16 protein-coding genes are annotated in these 21,460 nt (G+C 54.0%); 11 read left to right on the top strand and 5 right to left on the bottom strand.

The features are described 5' to 3' along the window. The first annotated feature begins 284 nt into the window (after positions 1-284). The 6 genes from HBA55_RS08390 to HBA55_RS08415 all read left to right on the top strand — a co-directional run bounded on the left by HBA55_RS08390 (position 285) and on the right by HBA55_RS08415 (position 12,114). Positions 285-3,191 carry a TonB-dependent receptor gene (locus HBA55_RS08390; RefSeq protein ID WP_166989325.1) on the top strand — a complete coding sequence of 969 codons (2,907 nt, stop codon included), beginning with the start codon at positions 285-287 and terminating at the stop codon, positions 3,189-3,191. A gap of 84 nt (positions 3,192-3,275) precedes the next feature. Then, positions 3,276-4,820, top strand: a complete 1,545-nt coding sequence (locus HBA55_RS08395; RefSeq protein WP_206019609.1) for a tryptophan halogenase family protein — start codon at positions 3,276-3,278, stop codon at positions 4,818-4,820. Between the two features lie 74 nt (positions 4,821-4,894). Continuing rightward, on the top strand, positions 4,895-7,303 hold the full coding sequence (locus tag HBA55_RS08400) for a glycoside hydrolase family 31 protein (RefSeq protein ID WP_206019610.1): 2,409 nt from the start codon (positions 4,895-4,897) through the stop codon (positions 7,301-7,303). A gap of 42 nt (positions 7,304-7,345) precedes the next feature. Then, a complete protein-coding gene (locus HBA55_RS08405) occupies positions 7,346-8,737 on the top strand; it encodes an alpha-amylase family glycosyl hydrolase (RefSeq protein WP_166989327.1) in 1,392 nt (463 codons plus the stop codon). A gap of 128 nt (positions 8,738-8,865) precedes the next feature. Beyond that, positions 8,866-10,407, top strand: a complete 1,542-nt coding sequence (locus HBA55_RS08410; protein ID WP_166989329.1) for an MFS transporter — start codon at positions 8,866-8,868, stop codon at positions 10,405-10,407. A 24-nt stretch (positions 10,408-10,431) separates the two neighbouring features. Beyond that, entirely contained in the window at positions 10,432-12,114 is a 1,683-nt protein-coding gene (locus HBA55_RS08415; protein WP_166989331.1) for an alpha-amylase family glycosyl hydrolase, read from the top strand. Here HBA55_RS08415 and HBA55_RS08420 read toward each other — a convergent pair. From HBA55_RS08420 to gshB, 5 genes are all read right to left on the bottom strand, one after another. Further along, positions 12,111-13,157, bottom strand: a complete 1,047-nt coding sequence (locus tag HBA55_RS08420; RefSeq protein WP_166989333.1) for a LacI family DNA-binding transcriptional regulator — start codon at positions 13,155-13,157, stop codon at positions 12,111-12,113. The two genes, HBA55_RS08415 and HBA55_RS08420, sit on opposite strands and share 4 nt — an antisense overlap. Before the next feature lie 78 nt (positions 13,158-13,235). Continuing rightward, a complete protein-coding gene (gene ruvX / locus HBA55_RS08425; protein ID WP_166989335.1) occupies positions 13,236-13,652 on the bottom strand; it encodes a Holliday junction resolvase RuvX in 417 nt (138 codons plus the stop codon). Positions 13,653-13,691: 39 nt separating this feature from the next. Beyond that, entirely contained in the window at positions 13,692-14,210 is a 519-nt protein-coding gene (locus tag HBA55_RS08430; protein ID WP_240945979.1) for a YqgE/AlgH family protein, read from the bottom strand. 181 nt (positions 14,211-14,391) lie between these two features. Continuing rightward, positions 14,392-15,312 carry an energy transducer TonB gene (locus HBA55_RS08435; RefSeq protein WP_166989339.1) on the bottom strand — a complete coding sequence of 307 codons (921 nt, stop codon included), beginning with the start codon at positions 15,310-15,312 and terminating at the stop codon, positions 14,392-14,394. A gap of 9 nt (positions 15,313-15,321) precedes the next feature. Beyond that, positions 15,322-16,275, bottom strand: a complete 954-nt coding sequence (gene gshB / locus HBA55_RS08440) for a glutathione synthase (RefSeq protein WP_166989341.1) — start codon at positions 16,273-16,275, stop codon at positions 15,322-15,324. Positions 16,276-16,718: 443 nt separating this feature from the next. Here gshB and pilG point away from each other — a divergent pair, with 443 nt between their 5' ends. The 5 genes from pilG (at position 16,719) to HBA55_RS08465 (ending at position 21,408) form a co-directional block, all read left to right on the top strand. After that, a complete protein-coding gene (gene pilG / locus HBA55_RS08445; RefSeq protein ID WP_166989344.1) occupies positions 16,719-17,114 on the top strand; it encodes a twitching motility response regulator PilG in 396 nt (131 codons plus the stop codon). 123 nt (positions 17,115-17,237) lie between these two features. Further along, entirely contained in the window at positions 17,238-17,600 is a 363-nt protein-coding gene (gene pilH / locus HBA55_RS08450) for a twitching motility response regulator PilH (protein ID WP_166989346.1), read from the top strand. Between the two features lie 6 nt (positions 17,601-17,606). Continuing rightward, positions 17,607-18,176: a chemotaxis protein CheW gene (locus tag HBA55_RS08455; protein ID WP_166989348.1), complete on the top strand. Its 570-nt coding sequence runs from the start codon at positions 17,607-17,609 to the stop codon at positions 18,174-18,176. A gap of 86 nt (positions 18,177-18,262) precedes the next feature. Then, positions 18,263-20,506, top strand: a complete 2,244-nt coding sequence (locus HBA55_RS08460) for a methyl-accepting chemotaxis protein (RefSeq protein ID WP_166989350.1) — start codon at positions 18,263-18,265, stop codon at positions 20,504-20,506. Positions 20,507-20,559: 53 nt separating this feature from the next. Next, a complete protein-coding gene (locus HBA55_RS08465) occupies positions 20,560-21,408 on the top strand; it encodes a CheR family methyltransferase (protein ID WP_166989352.1) in 849 nt (282 codons plus the stop codon). Positions 21,409-21,460: the final 52 nt, after the last annotated feature.

A 21,460-nucleotide genomic window follows, 5' to 3' on the forward strand; every position in this document is an offset into this window, starting at 1 on the left:
AGCCGCAAGGGACTACATACGTATGCATTTTTGCAGGGTCTGAAAACACAAAAATTCGTCGCTTTTTAGTCACCAAGATTCAAAAGTGAAATTCGCTAAGTATTTATAAAACAAGGAGTTTCAGTATCTGAAGCAGGCTTGAATGGCGCCCCGCCGGGTGTGAAAAAAGTTGCCGGCAGGGGGGGAAGACTGAATACGTATGCAAGCAATTGTTTTGCCAGATCCACCGCGCTTAACATGTCTTCACAACATAACAACGCCATTCCAAAGAGAGGATGTCTGAGATGTCACAGAAAAACCTACGTTTTGCACCCACCTTACTGTCTATGGCCATTGCCGCCAGTGCAGCATCCACTTCCGTTTGGGCGCAGACCGAGACGACCGAAGATGAGCAGATGAGTGCGGCGATTGAAGAAATCGAAGTACTTGGTATTCGTCGCAGTATCGTTAACTCGCTGGACGCCAAGCGCGAAGCCGATACTATTGCCGATCTGGTAGACGCCGGTGCTATGGGCGCTTTGCCCGATCAGTCTATTGCCGATGCCCTTGGACGGATTCCAGGTGTAACCACAGTACGTGATTCAGGACAATCCTCACAACTTAACGTGCGTGGTATGAATGGCGACTTTATCCAGACCACACTCAATGGTCGCGAACAGGCTTCCACCAGTTCCTACACCGAAAACAGTCGCTGGATGTCCTTTGACCAGTATCCCGCCGAGTTGATTACACAGGCTGCTGTCTATAAGTCTCCCAAAGCTTCTCATATTGAAGGCGGCGTGGCCGCCACCGTCGAACTCAAAACGGCCAATCCACTGCTGGCAGAAAAAGAGCACAACTTTGCTGCCAATATCCGTGCATCCTTTAACGATGCCGCCGGAGATGTGGGTGCGGATGAAAGCGGTGAACGCTACAGCCTGTCGTATATGGGTAAATTCATGGACGATACCCTGGGTGTGAGCCTGGGCTATTCGCACTTGGAGCAGCCAAACAATTTTGTCGGTTCTCGCGCCGGTGCGGACGGACAGATCGGTTTCCGCAGCGGCGATGTTGACGGCGACGGCGTTGATGAGCAACGTGCACGTGCCTTTCAATGGCAGGCCGGTACCGGTAATGACATCCGCGACGGTTACCTGGCACACGTTGTCTGGGAACCTAACGAAAATTTCAAAGCGGAAGTTAACTACTTCAAAACCGAGCTGGAATCTGAGGATTTCCGCCACGGAATCACCGTGGGTGGCCTCGGCAGTAATCTCGATACCTTCGCCCTGAGCGATGCAGACATCTCCGGCGGAGTTGTGAACGGTGGTACCGTTACCATCACTGACCCGAAAACGGCAGGCGACTCCAGCCCCTGGTTTGAAGCCCGTACCGAAGACCAGTCTACCGAGGCGGACGCCGACAGCTACGGCCTCAATCTGGAGTGGAATATTACAGACCGCGCACGCGTTGCTCTGGATATCTCCCACAGTGAGGGTGAAAAAACCCGTAAAGACCGCCTGGCCACTATGCATGCCTACCAGTTTGGTACGGCAACGGGTCTGGATAGCAACGGCAATCCACTGACTCAGGATACTTGGGAAGAAGTCAATGGCCAGACCCTGACCTACTCCGGTAACGGCGATGAAACACCAAACGCCGTTTTCAGCACCGACTTTACTGACCTGGATACTATGCGTCTCTCCCGTTACGAAGAGTATCCACATACCTACACCGATGAAATTGACAGCTACAAGATCGATTTTGAATTTGATCTGGACTGGGGGCCGATTCGCTCAGTAGAAGTCGGCTACCGTGCCTCAGAGCGTGTCTTCGGTTCTGAACGAGGCACCTTCCTGTATGGTGCTCGCGATGGCCAGTATCAGTTTGTCGATGGCGATGGTAACTGGTCTTCCTACTGTGCAGATAACCTGTCGGATCTGCCAACCTGCCAGACGCATTCGCTTGACGGTTTCGTCAGTGTGGAATCCGTTGATGGCGCTCCCGATCATCTCGCTGTTACCGACCTTTCCGGCCTTGCCGACAGCATATTCGGTGCCGGCAACTATGTCGGCAAGCAGGTATTCAGCCGCGATTGGACCTTTGTGGAATCCGGTAAGCTGACCGAAAAAACCAAGGCCTACTACCTGATGGCCAACATCGATACTGAGTTTGCCGGTATCCCCGTCACCGGTAACTTCGGTGTCCGCGTCGTTAAGACTGATGTGAAGTCCAGCGGCGTGCAGAACGTGGGCGAGGGTAATGGCGTGCCCATTACCGATGATGTTGGCGTGACCCAGACCAATTACGACTACGTTAGCTTTGGTCCTGAGTACACCGATACCTTGCCGTCCATTAACCTGAACTTTGAACTGAGCGAAAATGACATTCTACGTTTCGCGGCAGCCAAGGTGATGGGGCGTCCGCCTTCAGGCCAGCTCAAAGGTGGGGCCGGTTCCTGGAACGGCGGTGAGCTGGGTGGCAACCAGTACAATGTCTGGACCAAAGGCTCGCCTTATCTGGATCCATTCCGCGCCAAGCAGCTGGACCTCTCCTATGAGCATTACTTTGAGGACGAAGGTGCGGTAACCGTTGCGCTTTTCTGGAAGGACATTGAAAGCCTGGTGGAAGGCATCTCCTACGGCGCGGGTGAGATCGATTTCGCATCATTGGGTATTGAAACGCCAGAAGGCATGGTTGACGGGATCTTCCAGACCTTCCAGAACAACGATGAAGGCGGCTATATTCGCGGCATAGAAATCGCCGGTACCAAGACCTTCTCCAACCTGCCAGGCATGCTCAGTGGTCTGGGTATTACCGCCAGCTACTCTTATACCGAGAGTGAGACCGAGGTGCAGGGCGGCAGCCTTTATGGCGAGACTCTGCCATTACCGGGGTTGTCAGAAAACGTTTGGAGTACAACCGTCTACTGGGAGTGGGAGAATTTTACCACACACCTGAACGTGCGTTACCGCGACGAATTCGTCAACGTCATGCCCGTACCCGGCAGCTCGACGCCGGTGTGGAACAAGGAATACACCACTATGGACTACCAGGCTTCCTACGCTTTTGACAATGGATTGTCGGTGGTCTTCCAGGTGAATAACCTGACGGATGAAGCCAGTATAACCTCTTACGGAGTGGACTCCGCACTGGGAGAGTACAAGGAGTTCGGTCGTCAGTATTACCTGGGGCTAAACTACAGGTACTGATGATTGTCTGAACGCTAACACGTTATCCTCCGCCCGAAAGGCTCTGCCGGCCGGGCGTTTTTTCCCAAAACGCAGAGAGATACAATGAACAGCAAAAAAATGAACATTGTGATTCTGGGGGGCGGTACTGCCGGTTGGATTGCCGCGAATTTAATGGCAACCCACTGGCAGAATAAGGATATCGAGATCACGCTGGTGGAGTCTCCCAACATCGGTATTATCGGTGTGGGTGAAGGATCGACGCCACCGCTGAAGGGATTCTTCGACACCATCGGCGTGGAAGAGTGGGAGTGGATGCCGGAATGTAATGCGACCTATAAGGTTGGTATTACCTTCAAGGACTGGTCCACGAAACCGGGATTCAGTCATTACTTTCATCCGTTTCTGGCGCAGCCGGATGAATTTACTGCGCCGGCGTTTTTCCACAACAGCTTTTTGCGCCGCCAGGGTGTGGACCTGGACGGCCACCCCGACCACTTCTTTTTGGCCACCGAGCTGGCTCGACAAAACCTTGCTCCGGTGACGCCACCCAATTTTCCGTTCGAGATAAACTACGGATACCATTTCGACTCTGGCCTCCTGGGAAAATTCCTGGCGAAAAAAGCCGCCGAAAAAGGGGTTCGCTATCACCAGGCCACGGTGACCGATGTCGCCCTGGATGGCCAGGGCAACGTCGACTGCCTGATGACCGACAGCGGCGACAATATCAAGGCAGACTTTTTCGTTGACTGCAGTGGCTTTCGCAGCCAGATTCTGCAACAGGCGTTGAAGGTGCCTTTTATCAGCGCCGCAAAGAGCCTGTTTAATGATTCCGCGGTGGTTTTTCCAACCCCTCAAGCGGAACAGATCTCACCACAAACCATTTCCACGGCCTTAAAGTACGGATGGGCCTGGAAGATTCCTCTGACCAACCGGTTCGGTAATGGCTACGTTTATAGCTCCAGTTTTGTCGATGACGATGCAGCGGAAACTGAATTTCGCCAGCATCTTGGCCTGTTAGACTCAGACTTGGAAGCCCGCCGATTAAAATTCAAAGTGGGAAGAGTCGAAAATCACTGGGTCAAAAACTGTTTGGCTATTGGTTTGTCACAAGGCTTTATCGAACCTTTGGAAGCAACTGCCCTCGATATGGTTCAGGAAACCGTCGTGCAGTTTATTGACGCTTTCAATCGCGGTCAGGGCAGCGACCAATTCCGTGATCAGTTTAACAACCATATCAACACCCGGTTTGACGCTGTTCGAGACTATATTGTCTGTCACTACCGAATCACTTCACGCTCCGATACAGACTATTGGATTGAAAACGGCCGTAACGAAAACCTGTCTCGTTCTCTACGAGAGATCTTGATGTCGTGGATGGCCGGGAAAAATATCACCGATGAGCTCGAACGGCAAAAACTCGATGCCTACTTCCCGAATGTCTCCTGGAACTGTTTGTTGGCCGGTAAAGGGCTTCTTCCGGGAGCCGATCAGGTTCGGCCCGGCAATGAGCTTGCGCACAAATACAAGCTCAAGGATATGCAACAATTCATTCAAGGGTGTGCTCTCAACTTTAAACCGCATCACGAGCAGTTAAAGTTGGTATCTGACGAAAATTGCAAACGTCAGGCCACCGTTGCCGTTGCCTGAAATAGCCCGGCCAAATTCAAGCTCGAAACCAACTTTCAAAAGGATGTGCGCGGTAAAAACGCGCCGGGATAATTTTGACCAGTCATTTTGCTCACCCCCTTAAGTTTCCGCTGTTCTTTATCGTATTTCTGGCGCTGTCTGTTGTTGCCGAAGAACAGCGTTACCTTTCTCACAAGCTGGTGGATAATGTTCTCCAGCTTCAAACCAATCAACACGAAATCAGACTTAAACCCCATTCCGGCGACGCCCTTGAAGTACGCTATAGATCTGCCGGCTTGTCGGACAATCATCGTTTCCCATCCCACAGTTTGGTTACACCGCGGGATACAGAAGTCAATCTGATCGAGCACCATGACCGGATCGAGTTTTCTCTGACGGGATTGAAAGCCGTCATTCAGAAACAGCCTTTTCAAATCGCCTATTATCAGAACGGTGAGTTATTGCTAGCTGAGGAGCAGGGTTTCTTTCAAAAAGAAGCGGCTCTGGGTTTTCGCTTCAAGTTGCAGGACCACGAAAAGCTGATGGGTACTGGCCAGCGCGTGTTGGGCATGGATCGTCGCGGACATCGGCTGCCGCTTTATAACAAAGCCAGCTATGGCTACACCACCCAAGCAGAACAAATGTACTACGGATTGCCGGCCGTGTTATCGACGAACAAATATATTCTGCTGTTCGATAACACCGCAAAAGGAAGCCTGGATCTGGGCAAGCAGGAAAGCGATATTCTGCAGTTTGAAGCTGTTTCCGGACGAAGCGCTTATGTGGTGGTGGCCGGCGAAAGCTACGCTCAATTGGTGCAAAACTACGTGGCAGCCACAGGCTATCAGCCTTTGCCGTCCCGCTGGGTATTTGGCAGTTTTGCTTCGCGCTTTGGCTACCACACCGAAGCGGAAACCCGGGACGTGGTGCAGCGTTATCAACAACAGAATATTCCTCTCGATGCCGTCGTGTTGGATCTATATTGGTTCGGCGCCGATGTCAAAGGACATATGGGTAATCTGGCCTGGGATCGACAGGCGTTTCCAGAGCCGAAGCAAATGATCGCCGATTTTCGCGAGCAAGGGGTGGATACGGTACTGATTACCGAGCCATTTATCCTGTCATCTTCGACTCGCTGGGAAGAAGCGGTACGAGAAAAGGTACTGGCCACCGACGAGCAGGGTGAACCCTATCGATTTGACTTCTACTTTGGCAATACCGGGCTGATTGATCTCTTCGACGAGCGTGCCCGGGACTGGTTTTGGAACATTTACGACGAGCTTTTAAAGCAGGGCGTGACGGGTCTCTGGGGAGATTTGGGAGAGCCCGAAGTGCATCCGGCGGACATCCATCACAAGGGCGGCAGCGGTGATGAACTGCACAATGTCTACGGTCATCGCTGGGCACAGATGTTATTCGAGCGATCACTACAGGCCTATCCCGAACGTCGACCCATGATTATGATGCGATCAGGCTTTGCGGGTTCTCAACGCTACGGCATGATTCCCTGGACCGGCGATGTCAGTCGCAGCTGGGGCGGATTGCAACCGCAGGTCGAATTGTCATTGCAGATGGGATTGCTGGGGCTGGCCTATACCCATTCAGATTTGGGTGGCTTTGCCGGCGGCGACGAATTTGACCCGGAGCTTTATACGCGCTGGTTGCAGTTCGGTGTATTCCAACCGGTGTTCCGCCCTCACGCCCAGGAAAATATTGCACCTGAACCGGTATTCCACTCGGTGGATATACAGGATATGGCGCGGGATCAAATCAACCTGCGCTACCGTCTGCTGCCGTACCTTTACACCATGGCCTGGGAGAATTCCGTTTCCGGAATGCCGTTGGCAAGGCCATTGATGTTCGCCGATGAATCCGACCCGACATTGATCGACAATACAGACAGCTATCTGTGGGGCGATTCTCTATTGATCACCCCGGTGACCCGACCCGGTGTGGACTCTCAGCAAGTGCACTTGCCCGCAGGCATCTGGTTCGATTTTCACAGCGATAAACGCATCAAAGGCGGGCGCACCGTAGATATTGATGTTGACCTCAAGGCTATTCCCGTAATGGTTAAGGCCGGTGCGTTTATTCCAATGCTGAGCCACAATATCGCCAATACTAAACAATACTCCACACGCGATCTGACGCTTCACTACTACGCGGACCGTTCAGTAAAAGCGTCCAGCGGTCATATGTATGACGACGATGGCAAGACGCATCAGGCATTCAATAAAGAGCAGTATGAACTTCTGAATTTTGAGGCAACCCAGAGCGCGAAGAGTCTGACCATTTCACTGCAGCGAGAGGGTTACGCCTATGAAGGTCGACCCGCCAGCCGGCAGATTCAGCTGCAGGTGCACAACTGGCGGCACAAACCAAAATCTGTACGTGTCGATGGTCAGCGCCTGGACCGCAAGCAGATTCATTACGACCGCAAAGCCCGTTTACTGACCCTGTCGTTTTCCTGGGATGGAGAGCGTCGGAAGGTTCGAATTCAATAATTAATACACGACTGTAATCAATTAAATAATGAGAGAGTGATTATGATCAAACCGGTTTCTCTTGCACTGGTGACCAGTTCCCTGTTGTTGGGCTGCATCAACGAACAAGCTTCTGTTCCAAATCCACAGGCTGAAGTGGTAACGGAAACCCAGGACAAAGGTTTCGCAGAGAACTTTTATTCCCAGGCTTCCATCTACGAAGTTAACGTACGCCAGTTTTCCGAGGCAGGTACGTTAGAGGCTGTAACTGAACAATTGCCCCGGTTGAAAGCAATGGGTGTGGACATCATTTGGCTGATGCCGATTCAACCCATCAGCGAAGTCAAACGCAAAGGCGAGCTCGGCAGCTATTACTCCATAGCGGATTATACCGCCGTTCATCCGGACTACGGTACGCTGGAGGACGTTAAGGCGCTTGTCGCCAAAGCACACGAGCTGAATCAAAAAGTGATTCTTGATTGGGTGGCGAATCACACGGGTTGGGATCACCCGTGGATTACCCAGCATCCTGACTGGTACAGCAAGAATGCCGACGGTGATATTACCGATCCCATTGACGCGCGCACCGGTGAATCCTGGGGATGGACTGATGTGGCGGACTTGAATTATGACAACAAGGCGCTGTGGCAGGGGATGAGCGAAGCCATGCAATTCTGGCTTCGGGAAGTGGATATGGACGGTTTCCGTTGCGATGTTGCCGGTGAGGTACATACGGAGTTCTGGAACCATGTTCGTCCACAGCTTGATGCGATTAAACCCGTGTTTATGTTGGCTGAAGCAGAAAAACCAGAGCTGCAGCAAGCTTTCGATATGTCCTACGGCTGGGAGGCACACCATCTGATCAATGCCGTGGTGAAGGGTGAAAAAGCTCCCAAGGTTATCGATGAATACATGCAGCAGCGTGCGGAGAAATTTGCCCCCGACCATCAATTGATGATGTTTACCACCAACCATGATGAAAACTCGTGGAACGGCACCGTGTTTGAACGCTTCGGCGAAGCCCATAAGGCAGCGGCCGTGCTCAGCTTTACCCTGGATGGCATGCCCCTGATTTACTCAGGTCAGGAGTCCGCGATGGACAAGCGGCTGAAGTTTTTCCAGAAAGATGCCATTGACTGGAAGGATTATCCACTGCAGGCGTTTTATTCCGACTTGTTGACCCTTAAAGACAGTCAGTCCGCACTGTGGAGTGGGCCGGGCGGAGGCAAGTTTCAGGCGCTCAGTTACCAGTCTGACCAGACCAAGGCCTATGCTTTTCGTCGGGTGAATAAAGATTCAAATCTCGTGATAGCGGTGAATCTGTCAGACCAACCTGCGAAGGTGACTTTGGAAACGCCCCTGGATGGTTACAAAGCCATATTCGGGCAAGGCCAATTGATTGGAGAAAGTATTGCCTTGGAACCACATCAGTTCGTGATTCTGAACAACGGTTAAGGGGCCTTCAATCTATCTGTCTTGCAAGCCCCTGAATACGTATGTAGCCGCTTGTTGATGACGGGTCCGGGGGCGTAGCATGGGTAACACGATAAAGCATAAGCGCCTGGCGCGGGAGATTGAGAGAAGTGAATAAAAGTCGCCCTCAACTGAGTTTTTGGCAAATCTGGAACATGTGTTTTGGCTTCCTCGGCGTCCAGTTCGGGTTCGCCCTGCAAAACGCGAACGTCAGCCGAATCTTCCAGACCTTGGGAGCGGCCATTGACGACATTCCCATTCTCTGGATCGCGGCTCCCGTCACCGGTTTGCTGGTACAGCCCATCGTTGGCTATATGAGTGATCGCACCTGGACCAGTCTGGGTCGTCGCCGTCCGTACTTTTTGTACGGAGCTTTGCTGTCATCCGCCGCACTGCTGTTTATGCCCCATTCCCCAACCCTATGGATTGCCGCAGGCATGTTGTGGATTATGGATGCATCGATCAATGTGTCCATGGAACCGTTCCGCGCCTTTGTCGGGGACATGCTGCCCGAGCAACAGCGCAGCAGCGGTTTTGCCATGCAGAGCTTCTTTATTGGCGTCGGCTCGGTTGTGGCTTCTGCCCTGCCCTGGATGATGGCCAATTGGTGGGATGTCAGTAATGTGGCCACCGATGGCGGTTTGCCGGATTCGGTTGTGTTCTCATTTTACGCCGGTGGCGTCGTGTTGTTGCTGGCGGTGCTGTGGACGGTGTTTACCACCCGCGAATATTCCCCGGAGCAGATGGCCGCATTTGCGGAGCAGGAAATGGATTCCGTACACCAGCAATTGCAGGGCAACGAACCGCCGCGCACCGCCGCGCAATATCTCAAGGCCTGTTGGGTCTGGATCCTGGCCGGTGGCTTATCCACTGCCCTTGTGGCCGGGTTTGGTCTGGAGAAAGAGCTCTATATTCTGGGATTCGGCCTGATGCTGTTCGGTGGGTTGCAGCTGCTGGTTGCCAAGCTCAAGCAGGCCGGTAAGGAAGAGACCGGTTTGGGGCAGATTATGGATGATCTGTTTGCCATGCCCGAGACCATGAAGCAGTTGGCCTGGGTGCAGTTCTTTTCCTGGTTTGCTCTGTTTGCCATGTGGATCTATGCCACGTCGGCGGTTACTGCTCACCATTACGGCACCTCTGACACTACCACCGAGCTGTTCAATGAAGGCGCTAACTGGGTGGGTGTGCTGTTCGCCGCTTACAATGGTTTTGCTGCTCTGGCGGCGTTCTTTATTGCCTGGTTTGCCAATCGCACCAGCCACAAACTGGCGCATCTTGTGAATCTCTGGTTGGGCGGGCTCGGCTTGATGTCGTTCCTCTGGATTCGCGATCCGGCCTGGCTGATGCTCTCCATGGTAGGGGTAGGAATTGCCTGGGCTTCCATCTTGTCACTGCCCTACGCCATTCTATCCTGTTCACTGCCGACACAGAAAATGGGTGTTTACATGGGGATTTTCAACTTCTTTATCGTAATTCCACAGATTCTGGCAGCCAGCATTCTGGGTTTTCTCATCAACCATCTGTTTGCCGGTCAGGCCATTTATGCACTGGTACTGGGTGGCGCCAGCTGGATTCTGGCGGGCGTATTGGTACTGAGGGTTAAGGAGCCGCAGGATCTGGCCGCCTTTCAGGCAAGCAGCACGGCTCAGTAAGCTATGACAGGTTGTGATATCGCTATGAAAAAACTCTTATGGTTGGCGGCCAGTATTTCTGCACCCCTGTTCGCAGGCGTATCGGAAAACGCTATTTCTGACAGCGCCATGGAGATTGTCGGCACCCATGAGCCGTTCGCGTCCGAGGCCGTGTACTTTGTGATTACCGATCGCTTTGTGGACGGTGATCCCGGCAACAATCAAGTCGATCAAGGCGGTAAGCACCCCACTTACGACAGGCCTCTGATAGCACCGGATGGGCGTCACGCCAATATCGGTTACATGGGAGGTGACTTCCGTGGCTTGCTCAATAATGCGGACTATATCCGTGATATGGGGTTTTCTTCGGTATGGATTTCCCCCATTGTGGATAATCCGGACGAAGCATTTGCCGGCGGGGACAAGGTGGAATTCGGCGGCTGGGGTGACCAGGGCAAGACCGGGTTCCACGGTTACTGGGGCACGAACTTTTACCGTGTGGACGAGCACTGGGAATCGCCGGGTCTCAGCTTTCGCCAGCTGACACAGGCGCTGGATAACAAGGGACTGAAAACCGTGCTGGATGTCGTGGCCAACCATGGTTCGCCCTCGTTCAGCATGCCGATTGATCAACCGGGCTATGGCGAAGTTTACGACGCCGAAAATCGTTTGCTGGCGGATCACCAAAATAAACTGCCTGAGCAGTTGAATCCGCAAGGCGAGCCTCTGCATGAGTTTTTTCATCCGATTAAGGATCCCCACACGGCTCAGTTGTCCAACTTTAACGAGCAGAACCCTGAATTGCAGGAGTATCTGATCAACGCCTATCTGCACTGGATTGATCAGGGTGCCGACGCTTTCCGTATCGATACCGTCAAACACATGCCGCACAGCTTTTGGAAACTGTTCAGTGAGCGGATTCGCGCACGCCACCCCGGTTTCTTTATGTTTGGCGAGAGCTACAACTGGGAGGCGGAAAAGCTGGCCGAGCACACCTGGCCGCAAAACGGTGGTATGAGCGTGCTGGACTTCGCCGGACGCCAGCGAATGATTGAAGTCTTTGAAAAGCGCGATACCGACTTTTCTCAGCTCCTCGACTATCTGCACCTGGAAGATGGGCTCTATGCCAACCCCTATGAGTTGATGACGTTTTACGACAACCACGATATGAGCCGTATCAACGCCGACGAGAAGGGCTTTATCGACGCCAACAACTGGTTGTTCACATCGCGGGGGATTCCCGTGGTTTACTACGGCTCAGAAATCGGTTTTATGGCGGGTACCCGCGAGCACGAAGGCAATCGTAATTATTTTGGACAGGCGAATGTCGATAAGGCTGTCACTCATCCCATCTACAAGGCGCTTAAAAAAGTGGCCCACCTGCGACGAGACAATATTGCGTTGCAGCGCGGTGTACAGATCAACCTTGAATTTAGCGGACACAGGGCCAGCTTTCTGCGCATCTACCAAAAAGACGGCATACACCAGACGGCGCTGGTGCTGTTGAATAAAGGTGACAAAGCGGAGGCCTATTCCCTTGAGAACCTGCTGCCAAAGGGGAGCTGGACCGACGCATTCACCGGTGAATCGCTAGATCTAGCGCAGGGGCGTTTGAGTGCGGAGGTTGAGGCCCACGGCATTCGGGTACTGCTGTTTAACCAGCCGATTAATCATCCCGAGTTAGTAAAACGCCTGTCAAAGTCGCCCGGTGTACTGACTCAACGTTAGCCTTCAGGTTGGGTAGCTTGGCAACCACAGGACTGCCGTACCACCAGGCGCGGTTCCAATAACTGCGTGCCAGTGGATTCACCGCGGATTTGGGCCAGGAGATTATCCACCAGCAGCTCTCCGGCGGCACTGGTGTCCTGCAGCACAGTGGTAAGGGGCGGGTTCACGTAGGCGCTGGAGGGAATATCGTCAAAACCCACTACGGCTACTTGTCCAGGGACTTCTATGCCGGCTTCCTGCAGGGCTTTAATGGCGCCAATGGCAATCAGGTCGCTGGCGGCCAATAGGGCATCGAAGTCCTGCCCGGATTGCAGTAGTTGCTGGCAGGCCTGATAGCCTGATTCCTCCAGATTCTCAGCGTCCTCCTGCAGGTGCGGATTGAGGCTGAGGTCGTAGCTTGCAAGGGCGTCGGCACAGCCCAGATAACGTTCCCGGAACTCCGGAAAGTGTCGGGAGGCATCGCCGAGGAAGGCGATTTTGGTTCTTCCCTGTTTGATCAGGTGTTCCCCGGCGAGAAAGCCGCCCTGGTGATTGTCACAGCCCACTGAGTGGCCTGGCAAATCTTTCAGGGCCGGGCCCCACAGGGTAAAGTGCGCGCCGGCCTCCTGCAGACGGTCAAGTTTGGGTTTGACGTCAATATAGTCGCCGTAGCCCAAAAGAATAATGCCATCGGCTCGGTGAGCGTCCTCGTACTGAGCGTGCCAATCCTCCGTCAATTGCTGGAACGACACCAGTAAATCGTAACCCTGGCGGGCGGTGGCCCGGGTAATACTGCCCAGCATGGAGAGGAAAAACGGATTGATAAGGCTGTCATCGCTGGTAGGGTCCTCACACAGCAACAAGGCAATGGTACGTGTGGCCTGACTGCGAAGATTACTGGCCATTTTATCGACGTGATAGTTCAGCTCCCTGGCGATGGCCTGAACCCGATCGCGGGTTTCCTGACTGACCAGCGGGCTGTTGCGCAGCGCCCGGGATACCGTCGACTGGGACACGCCTGCCCGATAGGCGATATCAATGGAGGTGGGTTTATCCTGCTTCATAGGCGATCATAATTGTTATTTTGACTGATATTACCCTATAGCAGGAAATTAGGGTAACGGGGCTCAAAAACCAGGTGATTAACGGGTGGATTGCAGCCAGCTTTCCAGAATCAGTCTGGCGGCAATAGAATCGATGGGGCTGTCGCCATAGTTGCCCCGATGGCCTCGCTCTGCCGCCTCTTGTTTGGCGCTAAAAGTGCTTAGACGTTCATCCACCAGTTCCACTTTAACGCCAAAGCGACCGTGTACACGATTGGCAAATTTTCTGGCGCGGGTGCTGAGTTCGCTCTCGCTGTCATCCATATTTAGCGGAAGTCCAACCAGGACCAGATTCGGCTGCCATTCTTGCAGCAGCTTTTCCACCAGATTCCAATCGGGAATGCCATCACGGGCGGCCAGGGGCGGCTGTTCAGTTGCCGCGCCGGCGATGGTGTTACCCGTGGCAACGCCGATATTGCGCGTACCATAGTCAAATGCCAATAAGGTTTGTGCCATAGGTATGAATATGGGGCCGGAGAGGTTGTGGCTCGATGATCAGGCGTGGCCCGCAATACCGGAAATCAGGTTCATGTCTACCCCGAGTTGCTGCGAGGCGGCGGCCCAGCGTTGCTCAATGGGGGTGTCGAAGATAATGCGGCTATCGGCAGGCAAGGTCAGCCAGGCGTTGTCGGCAATTTCGCTTTCGAGCTGGCCGGGGCCCCACCCGGCATAGCCGAGAGTCACCTGGGCTTTATGCGGGCCTTCGCCGCGAGCCATGGCTTCAATGATATCCCTCGATGCAGTCAGCATCACCTCATCGGACACCGCCAGGCTGGAGTCCCACATTTGCTCGGGGCTATGCAGGATAAACCCGCGCTCAGGCTGCACCGGGCCGCCGCAGAGTACCGGCGCCGGGGTATCTTGGCTGATCTGCTCGCAGTTGAGCTGTTTGTAGACCTCGGTCATATCGATGCCCAGAGGTTGGTTGATCACAAGGCCCATGGCCCCATCGCTGCTGTGGTCACAGAGGTAGGTGATGGTGTGAGAGAAAATAGAGTCATTCAGACTCGGCATGGCAATCAGGAAGTGATTGCGAAGGTTACCGAGTGGCTGAGTGCTGTCGCCACTTTCGTTTCCATGCTGACTGTGCTTTCCGTGCCGATGATGTCTTTCTGCTGAATATCCCATAACTTCAGTATTGGGGGCGAAACCCGGGAAAACAAGCTTTTTTTTATCGGCCGGGCGCAATCGGGGATCAGGGGGTGTTACTGGCGCTGGTGGAGAGCCCGGTAATTTCGAAGTGCCAGGTACGAATAATCTCCAACTGGTCGACATCTTTCTTGATTTCCGGCGGAAATGGAGGAAATGGTGATGCCATGTGGACAATCTGGAGTGCGGCTTCGTCGAGAATGGAATGACCCGAGGATTGCAGAATTTCGACGTTCATGATGGTGCCATTTGGCCGTAACACCGTCAGCAGGCGCAACTTTCCGTAGATACGCTGGCGAATGGCCTCACGGGGGAAATTGCGGTTACCCACAAACTCTACTTTGCTGGTCCATTTACTGAGGTATTCCGCATCCACAGAGGCTTGAGTGGCCACGGAGGTTATTCGATGAATCCGTGGCCGCCTGGCAATTGCCTGTCGCTGTTGATCGAGCTTAGCTCTGAGGCTGGCAATTTCGGCGCTCAAAGGGGTATCCACAAGATCCTTGCCGCTGAGCTGCCGCTGTTCTTCTTGCTGTTCCGAAGTTTTCTTCACTACAGCCTTCAGCCGACTGCGGCTCTCCGTGACAATTGGCTGCACTGTCTCTCTGGGCTCGCGAGAGTGGGCTTTAACCTGAGGGGTAGGGTTTACCTCCCGAATATGGCTGTCGGCAATAGGGGCAATCTGGTCAGTAGTGACTTCTTTGGCACGTTCACCGGTACCGCTGGCCTGCTGGTCGTGCTGGGCCAGAAAATCGGCCTTTTCGGGGGCCTCTTTGGCCTTGTGTGTGGCCAGCGTGATTTCCAGTGTGGGATTGGGTTGCTTGTTCAGGCTGGTCTTAAAGGTAACGCCCAGAATCAGCAGCGCGTGCAGCACCACGGCCACAAACACGGTAAAAGTCAGGCGGTCGACAGTGTCGACCGATACCGGCTTGAGTTCGGTGGCGTTAATGGGCGCCTGGGCGGTCATGATTGCAGCTTAGCGGTCCTGCAGTCGGGCTTCAATTGCGTCCATCAGCCGGCCGCCAATGTTGGTGTCATAGGCCTTATCGATTTCTCGCGCGCAGGTTGGGCTGGTCACATTGATTTCGGTAAGGTAATCGCCAATCACGTCCAGGCCAACAAACAGCAATCCCTTCTCTTTCAGAGTCGGCGCGACCTGGCTTACGATCCATTGGTCTCTCTCGCTCAGTGGCTGGGCGACACCGGAACCTCCGGCGGCCAGGTTGCCACGGGTTTCTCCTTCAGCCGGAATCCGAGCCAGGGCATAGGGAACGGCCTCTCCGTCAACGACAAGGATCCGCTTGTCCCCGGCTTTAATCTCCGGAATATAGCGCTGGGCCATAATCAGTTGGGTACCGTGATGGGTCAGAGTCTCAAGAATGACGCCCACATTGGGATCGTCATGCTTGCAACGGAAAATACCGTCGCCGCCCATACCATCCAGGGGTTTAAAGATCACGTCCTGATGTTGTTGGTGAAAGGCGCGCAGCTGCTCACTGTTGCGGCTCACCAATACGGGCGGGCAACACTGGGGAAACTGGGTGGCGAACACCTTTTCGTTACAGTCCCTCAGGCTTTGGGGGTTGTTGACAATCAGACTGCCTTGTTTCTGGGCCGCTTCCAGAATATAGGTGCTGTAAATGTATTCGTTGTCGAAAGGCGGATCCTTGCGCATCAGGATCACGTCCAGTTCACCCAAATCAATGGTCTCGCGGGGCTGCAGTTCATACCAATGCTCAGAGTCATTGTAGACGCTCAAGGCCGCGGTCTGAGCCCGGGCGACTCCGTTGTCGAGGAACAGATCTCCCTGTTCCATATAGAACAATTGCCAGCCTTTGTCCTGGGCGGCCAACAGCAGCGCCAGGCTGGTATCTTTTTTGGTATTGATGCGTTGAATGGGATCCATCACGATCCCGAGCTTAATGGTCATATCCGGGCTCAACAGTGGGCGCTATACAGCGGGTTAGGGTCAGACTTGGTGGGCCGTAAGTTAAGACCTAAAGCACTCTAAAGCAAGCCGCCCATAAGTTCATTCGATGCTAAGCTTATTATTGTCGCTCAAAACGCGGAATGAATGTTGCGCAGTTCACAGCTCTGGCGGAGAAATTCCAGTTTCATGAGTGGCTTATAGATAAAACCTGTTTTGTATGTTAAAAAGTTCATTCGCTGTTGTGTCAGGCAGGGTTGGCGCACGAGTCTTCATTTTGCAACGCGCCAGTCCGGCGTCATCTGCACTACACTGAATTCTGACCCACTGTACCCGTTGCGGTGTCCGCATTGGAATCCCAGGAGGGTATCAGAAGGTGTTATTGCTTCCGTCAAGGGGGTGACGACAGCGATTTATCAGGACAATAATGACGAAGGTCGATGTGTATGGACGTGAATCTAGAAAGCTTGAAAGTGATGGTCATTGATGACAGTAAGACCATTCGCCGGACTGCGGAAACCTTGTTAAAAAAGGCGGGTTGCACGGTTGTCACAGCCACTGACGGATTTGATGCTCTGGCCAAGATTGCGGATACGCGACCGGACATCATATTTGTGGACATCATGATGCCGCGTCTCGACGGTTACCAGACCTGCGCGTTGATCAAGAACAACAGTGAATTCAAAGATACTCCAGTGATCATGCTTTCCAGTAAAGACGGCCTGTTTGACAAGGCCAAAGGACGTATCGTCGGGTCTGACCAATATCTGACCAAACCCTTCAGCAAGAGCGAATTGCTGGGGGCCATTGAAACCCATGTCGCTGATCGTCAGGCCTCTTGAGAGGAGCTGGTTCAGTAAGATTGGAACCACTATCACAGGCTTAACGCCGATAGGTTGGTTGCACACAAAACAGATAATAACTGACCTGAAGTCAGACAAAACAACACCGCATCAGGGGACGCCATGGCCAAGATACTCATCGTTGATGACTCTCCAACCGAAACATACAAGCTCACCAGCATTCTGGAGAAAAACGGGCACCAGGTTATCACTGCGGAAAACGGGGAGGCCGGGGTCAGTGCGGCCAAGCAGCAAAGACCTGACGCGGTGCTTATGGATATCGTGATGCCGGGACTTAACGGCTTTCAAGCAACGCGGCAACTGAGCAAAGCCCAGGAAACCGCCAATATTCCCGTGGTGATAGTGACCACCAAAGATCAGGAAACCGATCGAGTCTGGGGGCTTAGACAGGGCGCCAAAGCCTATTTGACCAAACCCATTGAGGAAAAAATCCTAATGGATGTGGTCAATGAGGTGTTGGCGTAATTCGCTATGGCTGAACAAACGGACGCCCTCAGCGCAGAAGATTCGGCCGCCAGGGCTTTCCAGGCGCTGCTCGGGTTGGCGCGTCAGTGTCGTAAATCTGCCCGCGGTTTACCCGCACAAGTTGATATCAAGCCGCACTGGAGCGGAATTGGTTTTGAGTTGCTCGGGCGTCGTTTTGTCGCCCCCATGGGTGAAGTGACGGAGATGCTCGAAGTGCCGCCCTACACCCGCCTCCCCGGCGTACAGCCCTGGGTGAAAGGGGTCTCCAACGTTCGTGGACGCCTACTGCCGGTGTGCGATCTTGCCGCCTTTTTCGGCGAACGACTCACCACGGGGCGCAAACTCCAAAGAATTCTTATATTGGAAAACGATGAACTCTACACCGGACTGATGGTGGATCGCGTATTTGGCATGCAACACTTTCCCGTTGATACCTACAGTGACCAAGTGAGTTCAGAACACCCGGCCTCGGCATTCAGCCGCGGCTGTTATCGTCAGGACGATGTCGAATGGATCGTGTTCAGCCCGGCGTTACTGAGCCAGGATGGGCAATTTCTAAACGCGGCATCAGCCTGAGCAAAGAAAGCAGGAAAGGATAAGCAGGGGCGGGCAAGATTGCCCGCAGCGGCTATTAATCGCAACGTCGGTCAGGAGCGCGTAGCATGAAAATTGAGTCCAGAAACCTCGTCGCCGCCATCAGGGCAAACCGAACCATGACGGTTCTGGTGATTGCCCTGTTTTTGGCCCTGGTGGCGACCGTTGCCAGTGTCATCATTGTGCAGCGCGATGCCGGCAGGGATCAGCAGTATCTGCAGCTCACCGCTGAGCTGCGGGCCTATTCATACCGATTGACGGCGCTTTCGCGTGAGTCCACGTCGGGTAATGAACAGGCTTTTGCGGAGCTGCAAAGCGTGGTGAGCAGTATGAACGACACCTGGGGCAAGCTCCGCTCTGGTGACGCCGGTACCCGCTCGGCGCTGGCTGACGAAATCGCCGGTTATGAAGGGGTATGGCAGCGGGTCAAGACCAACGCCGAGACCATCATCACCAACAAAGACACCATTATCTTCCTCAATGATGTGGCCACGACCCTGAACGAGTCTCTGCCGGAGCTGCAGGCCGAGCACAACTACATTGTCGAGATCCTTCTGGAAAACAACGCTCCGGCTGACCAGGTAGCGGTAGCCCAGATGCAGTCCTGGCGGGCTGAGCGTATCGGGCGAAACGTCGACAAGATGCTGCGTGGCGGCGGCGATGCCGACAGCGCGGCGGACCAGTTTAACCTCGACGCCAATCTCTTCGGAAAGGTACTGCTCGGCATGAAAGAGGGCGATACCGCCATGAGTATTTCCCGGGTGACTGACGGCGATGCGGTGGAATCGCTCAACGAAATTGGCGATTTGTTCGAATTCGTGAGCTCCTCAGTACGCGAGATCTTCGAAGCCTCACCGGCGCTGTTTAAAGCCCGCCAGGCGGCCGATGCCCTGCTGGATGATGGCCCGGTTCTGCTGGAAGCGTTGAACAAACTGTCTAACGGTATTAGCGCCCAGGCCGGAGAGCGTCAGCCCAATAACCTGACGTCACTGATCCTCGGCGGCATTGTGGTGTTGTGTCTGTTGCTGCTGGGTGTACAGATCTATAACGGTACCAGGGAGCGTCTGCAGGAAACGGCTGAGACCAACGAACGCAACCAGAGCGCGATTTTGCGTCTGCTCGACGAACTGGCGGATCTCGCCGACGGTGACCTGACCACCACGGCGACGGTAACCGAAGACTTCACCGGTGCGATTGCGGACTCTATCAACTACACCATTGACCAATTGCGGGTGCTGGTATCGCGAATTAACGAAACGGCAGTGAATGTATCCTCGGCGGCCCAGGATACCCAGCAGACAGCGCTGCATCTCGCCGAAGCTTCTGAACATCAGGCCCAGGAAATTGCCGGAGCCTCAGCGGCCGTCAACGAAATGGCTGTGACCATTGACCAGGTATCGGCCAACGCCGCCGAATCCGCCGCGGTTGCGGAGCGCTCGGTATCCATTGCGAACAACGGTTCCAAGGTAGTGCAGAACACCATTCACGGTATGGACACCATTCGCGAACAGATTCAGGACACCTCCAAGCGGATCAAGCGACTGGGTGAATCGTCCCAGGAGATTGGTGACATCGTATCGTTGATTAACGACATTGCCGATCAGACCAACATCCTGGCATTGAACGCGGCCATTCAGGCGTCGATGGCCGGTGATGCCGGGCGAGGCTTTGCGGTGGTAGCGGACGAAGTACAGCGCCTCGCGGAACGTTCCGCTGCTGCAACCAAACAGATTGAAGCGCTGGTTAAGACCATTCAGAACGATACCAACGAGGCGGTTATCTCCATGGAGCAGACCACCTCGGAAGTAGTACGAGGGGCACGTCTGGCCCAGGATGCGGGCGTGGCACTGGAAGAGATTGAGGGTGTATCCACCAGCCTCGCAGACCTGATTCAAAACATTTCCAACGCCGCGCGCCAGCAGGCGTCTTCAGCGGGCCACATTTCCAATACGATGAACGTCATTCAGGAAATTACCTCACAGACCTCCTCCGGTACCGGAGCGACGGCGGAATCTATTGGACACCTGGCTGATATGGCACTGGATCTGCGTCAGTCGGTTGCCGGTTTCACGCTGCCCGAAGAGGCCAGCAACGACGAACCGCCTGTTGCCACAGACGACTTCGCGCCAGAAGTGGCCGACTTCAACCTCAGCCCGGAAGCTCAGTCTGCAGATGTACAGGCTGCACCGGAACCCCAGGACGACCTTAACGCGGACATCAATCTGGACCTCGACAGCGAAGATCTGGATGGCTTTGATATCGCCAAAGACATTGTTGATGACGATCAGGACAACCAACAGCGCCTGGCCTGACGACAAATGAGTGGTATTTGGCAGAACCGTTCGGGGATTGATGGGTAATCTCGATGGCGTGGTCACTAAAGCAGGCGCCGAAACTGACTGACGTGCAGTTTGAGCGTTGGAACAAATTGCTGGAAGAGCGCACAGGTATCCAAGTGTCGCCTCACCAGCGAGGGTTTCTGCAGATACAGCTGGCCAAGCGCATGAGAGAGCTCAAGGTCAAGCATTACAATCAGTACTTTGATCAAGTCGCCAGTGGCGCGCTTGGTATGGTGGAGTGGTCGATCCTGATCGATCGACTGGTGGTCAAGGAAACGAGTTTCTTTCGTCATCGGGACTCGGTGGAACTGGTGCGCCAGGATCTCCAGAACCGAATTAACAACCAGGTGCTGACAGAGAGCTTTGAAGTCTGGAGTCTCGGCTGCGCCACGGGGGAAGAGCCATATTCACTGGCCATGGTCATTAATGATTGCTTCGAACTGGCCGGGCTTGAGCCCTACTATGGGATCACAGCCACAGACATCAGCCAGCCTGCTCTGCAGCATGCTCGCACCGGCATCTATTCAGCCCGCAAACTGCAACCGGTCGCCACCGACGAACAGGCCCGCTACTTCAATCGTCTTGAAGACGGACGTATGCAGGTGATTGATAAACTGCGCGACAGGGTCTGCTTTTCGCCCGGCAATTTGCTGAAAATCTCTGAAGTACCGCGGGTGGCACTGGACATTATTTTCTGCCAAAACGTGTTGATTTACTTCAGGCGCTGGTTGCGCCGGGAAATCCTCAACGAACTGGCCACCCGGCTCAAACCGGGGGGGATTCTGCTCATCGGCCTGGGAGAAATCGTGGATTGGGAGCATCCCGGTCTGCAGAGAGTGCCGGATGATCGGGTACAAGCATACATAAGGGTATAGCTCATGAGTGGCCGGATCGCCGCAGACAAGAATAATCAGGGGGAAGCCAGAT

It is taken from the genome of Pseudomaricurvus alkylphenolicus (assembly GCF_011683955.1).
Classification (GTDB): Bacteria; Pseudomonadota; Gammaproteobacteria; order Pseudomonadales; family Cellvibrionaceae; genus Pseudomaricurvus; species Pseudomaricurvus alkylphenolicus.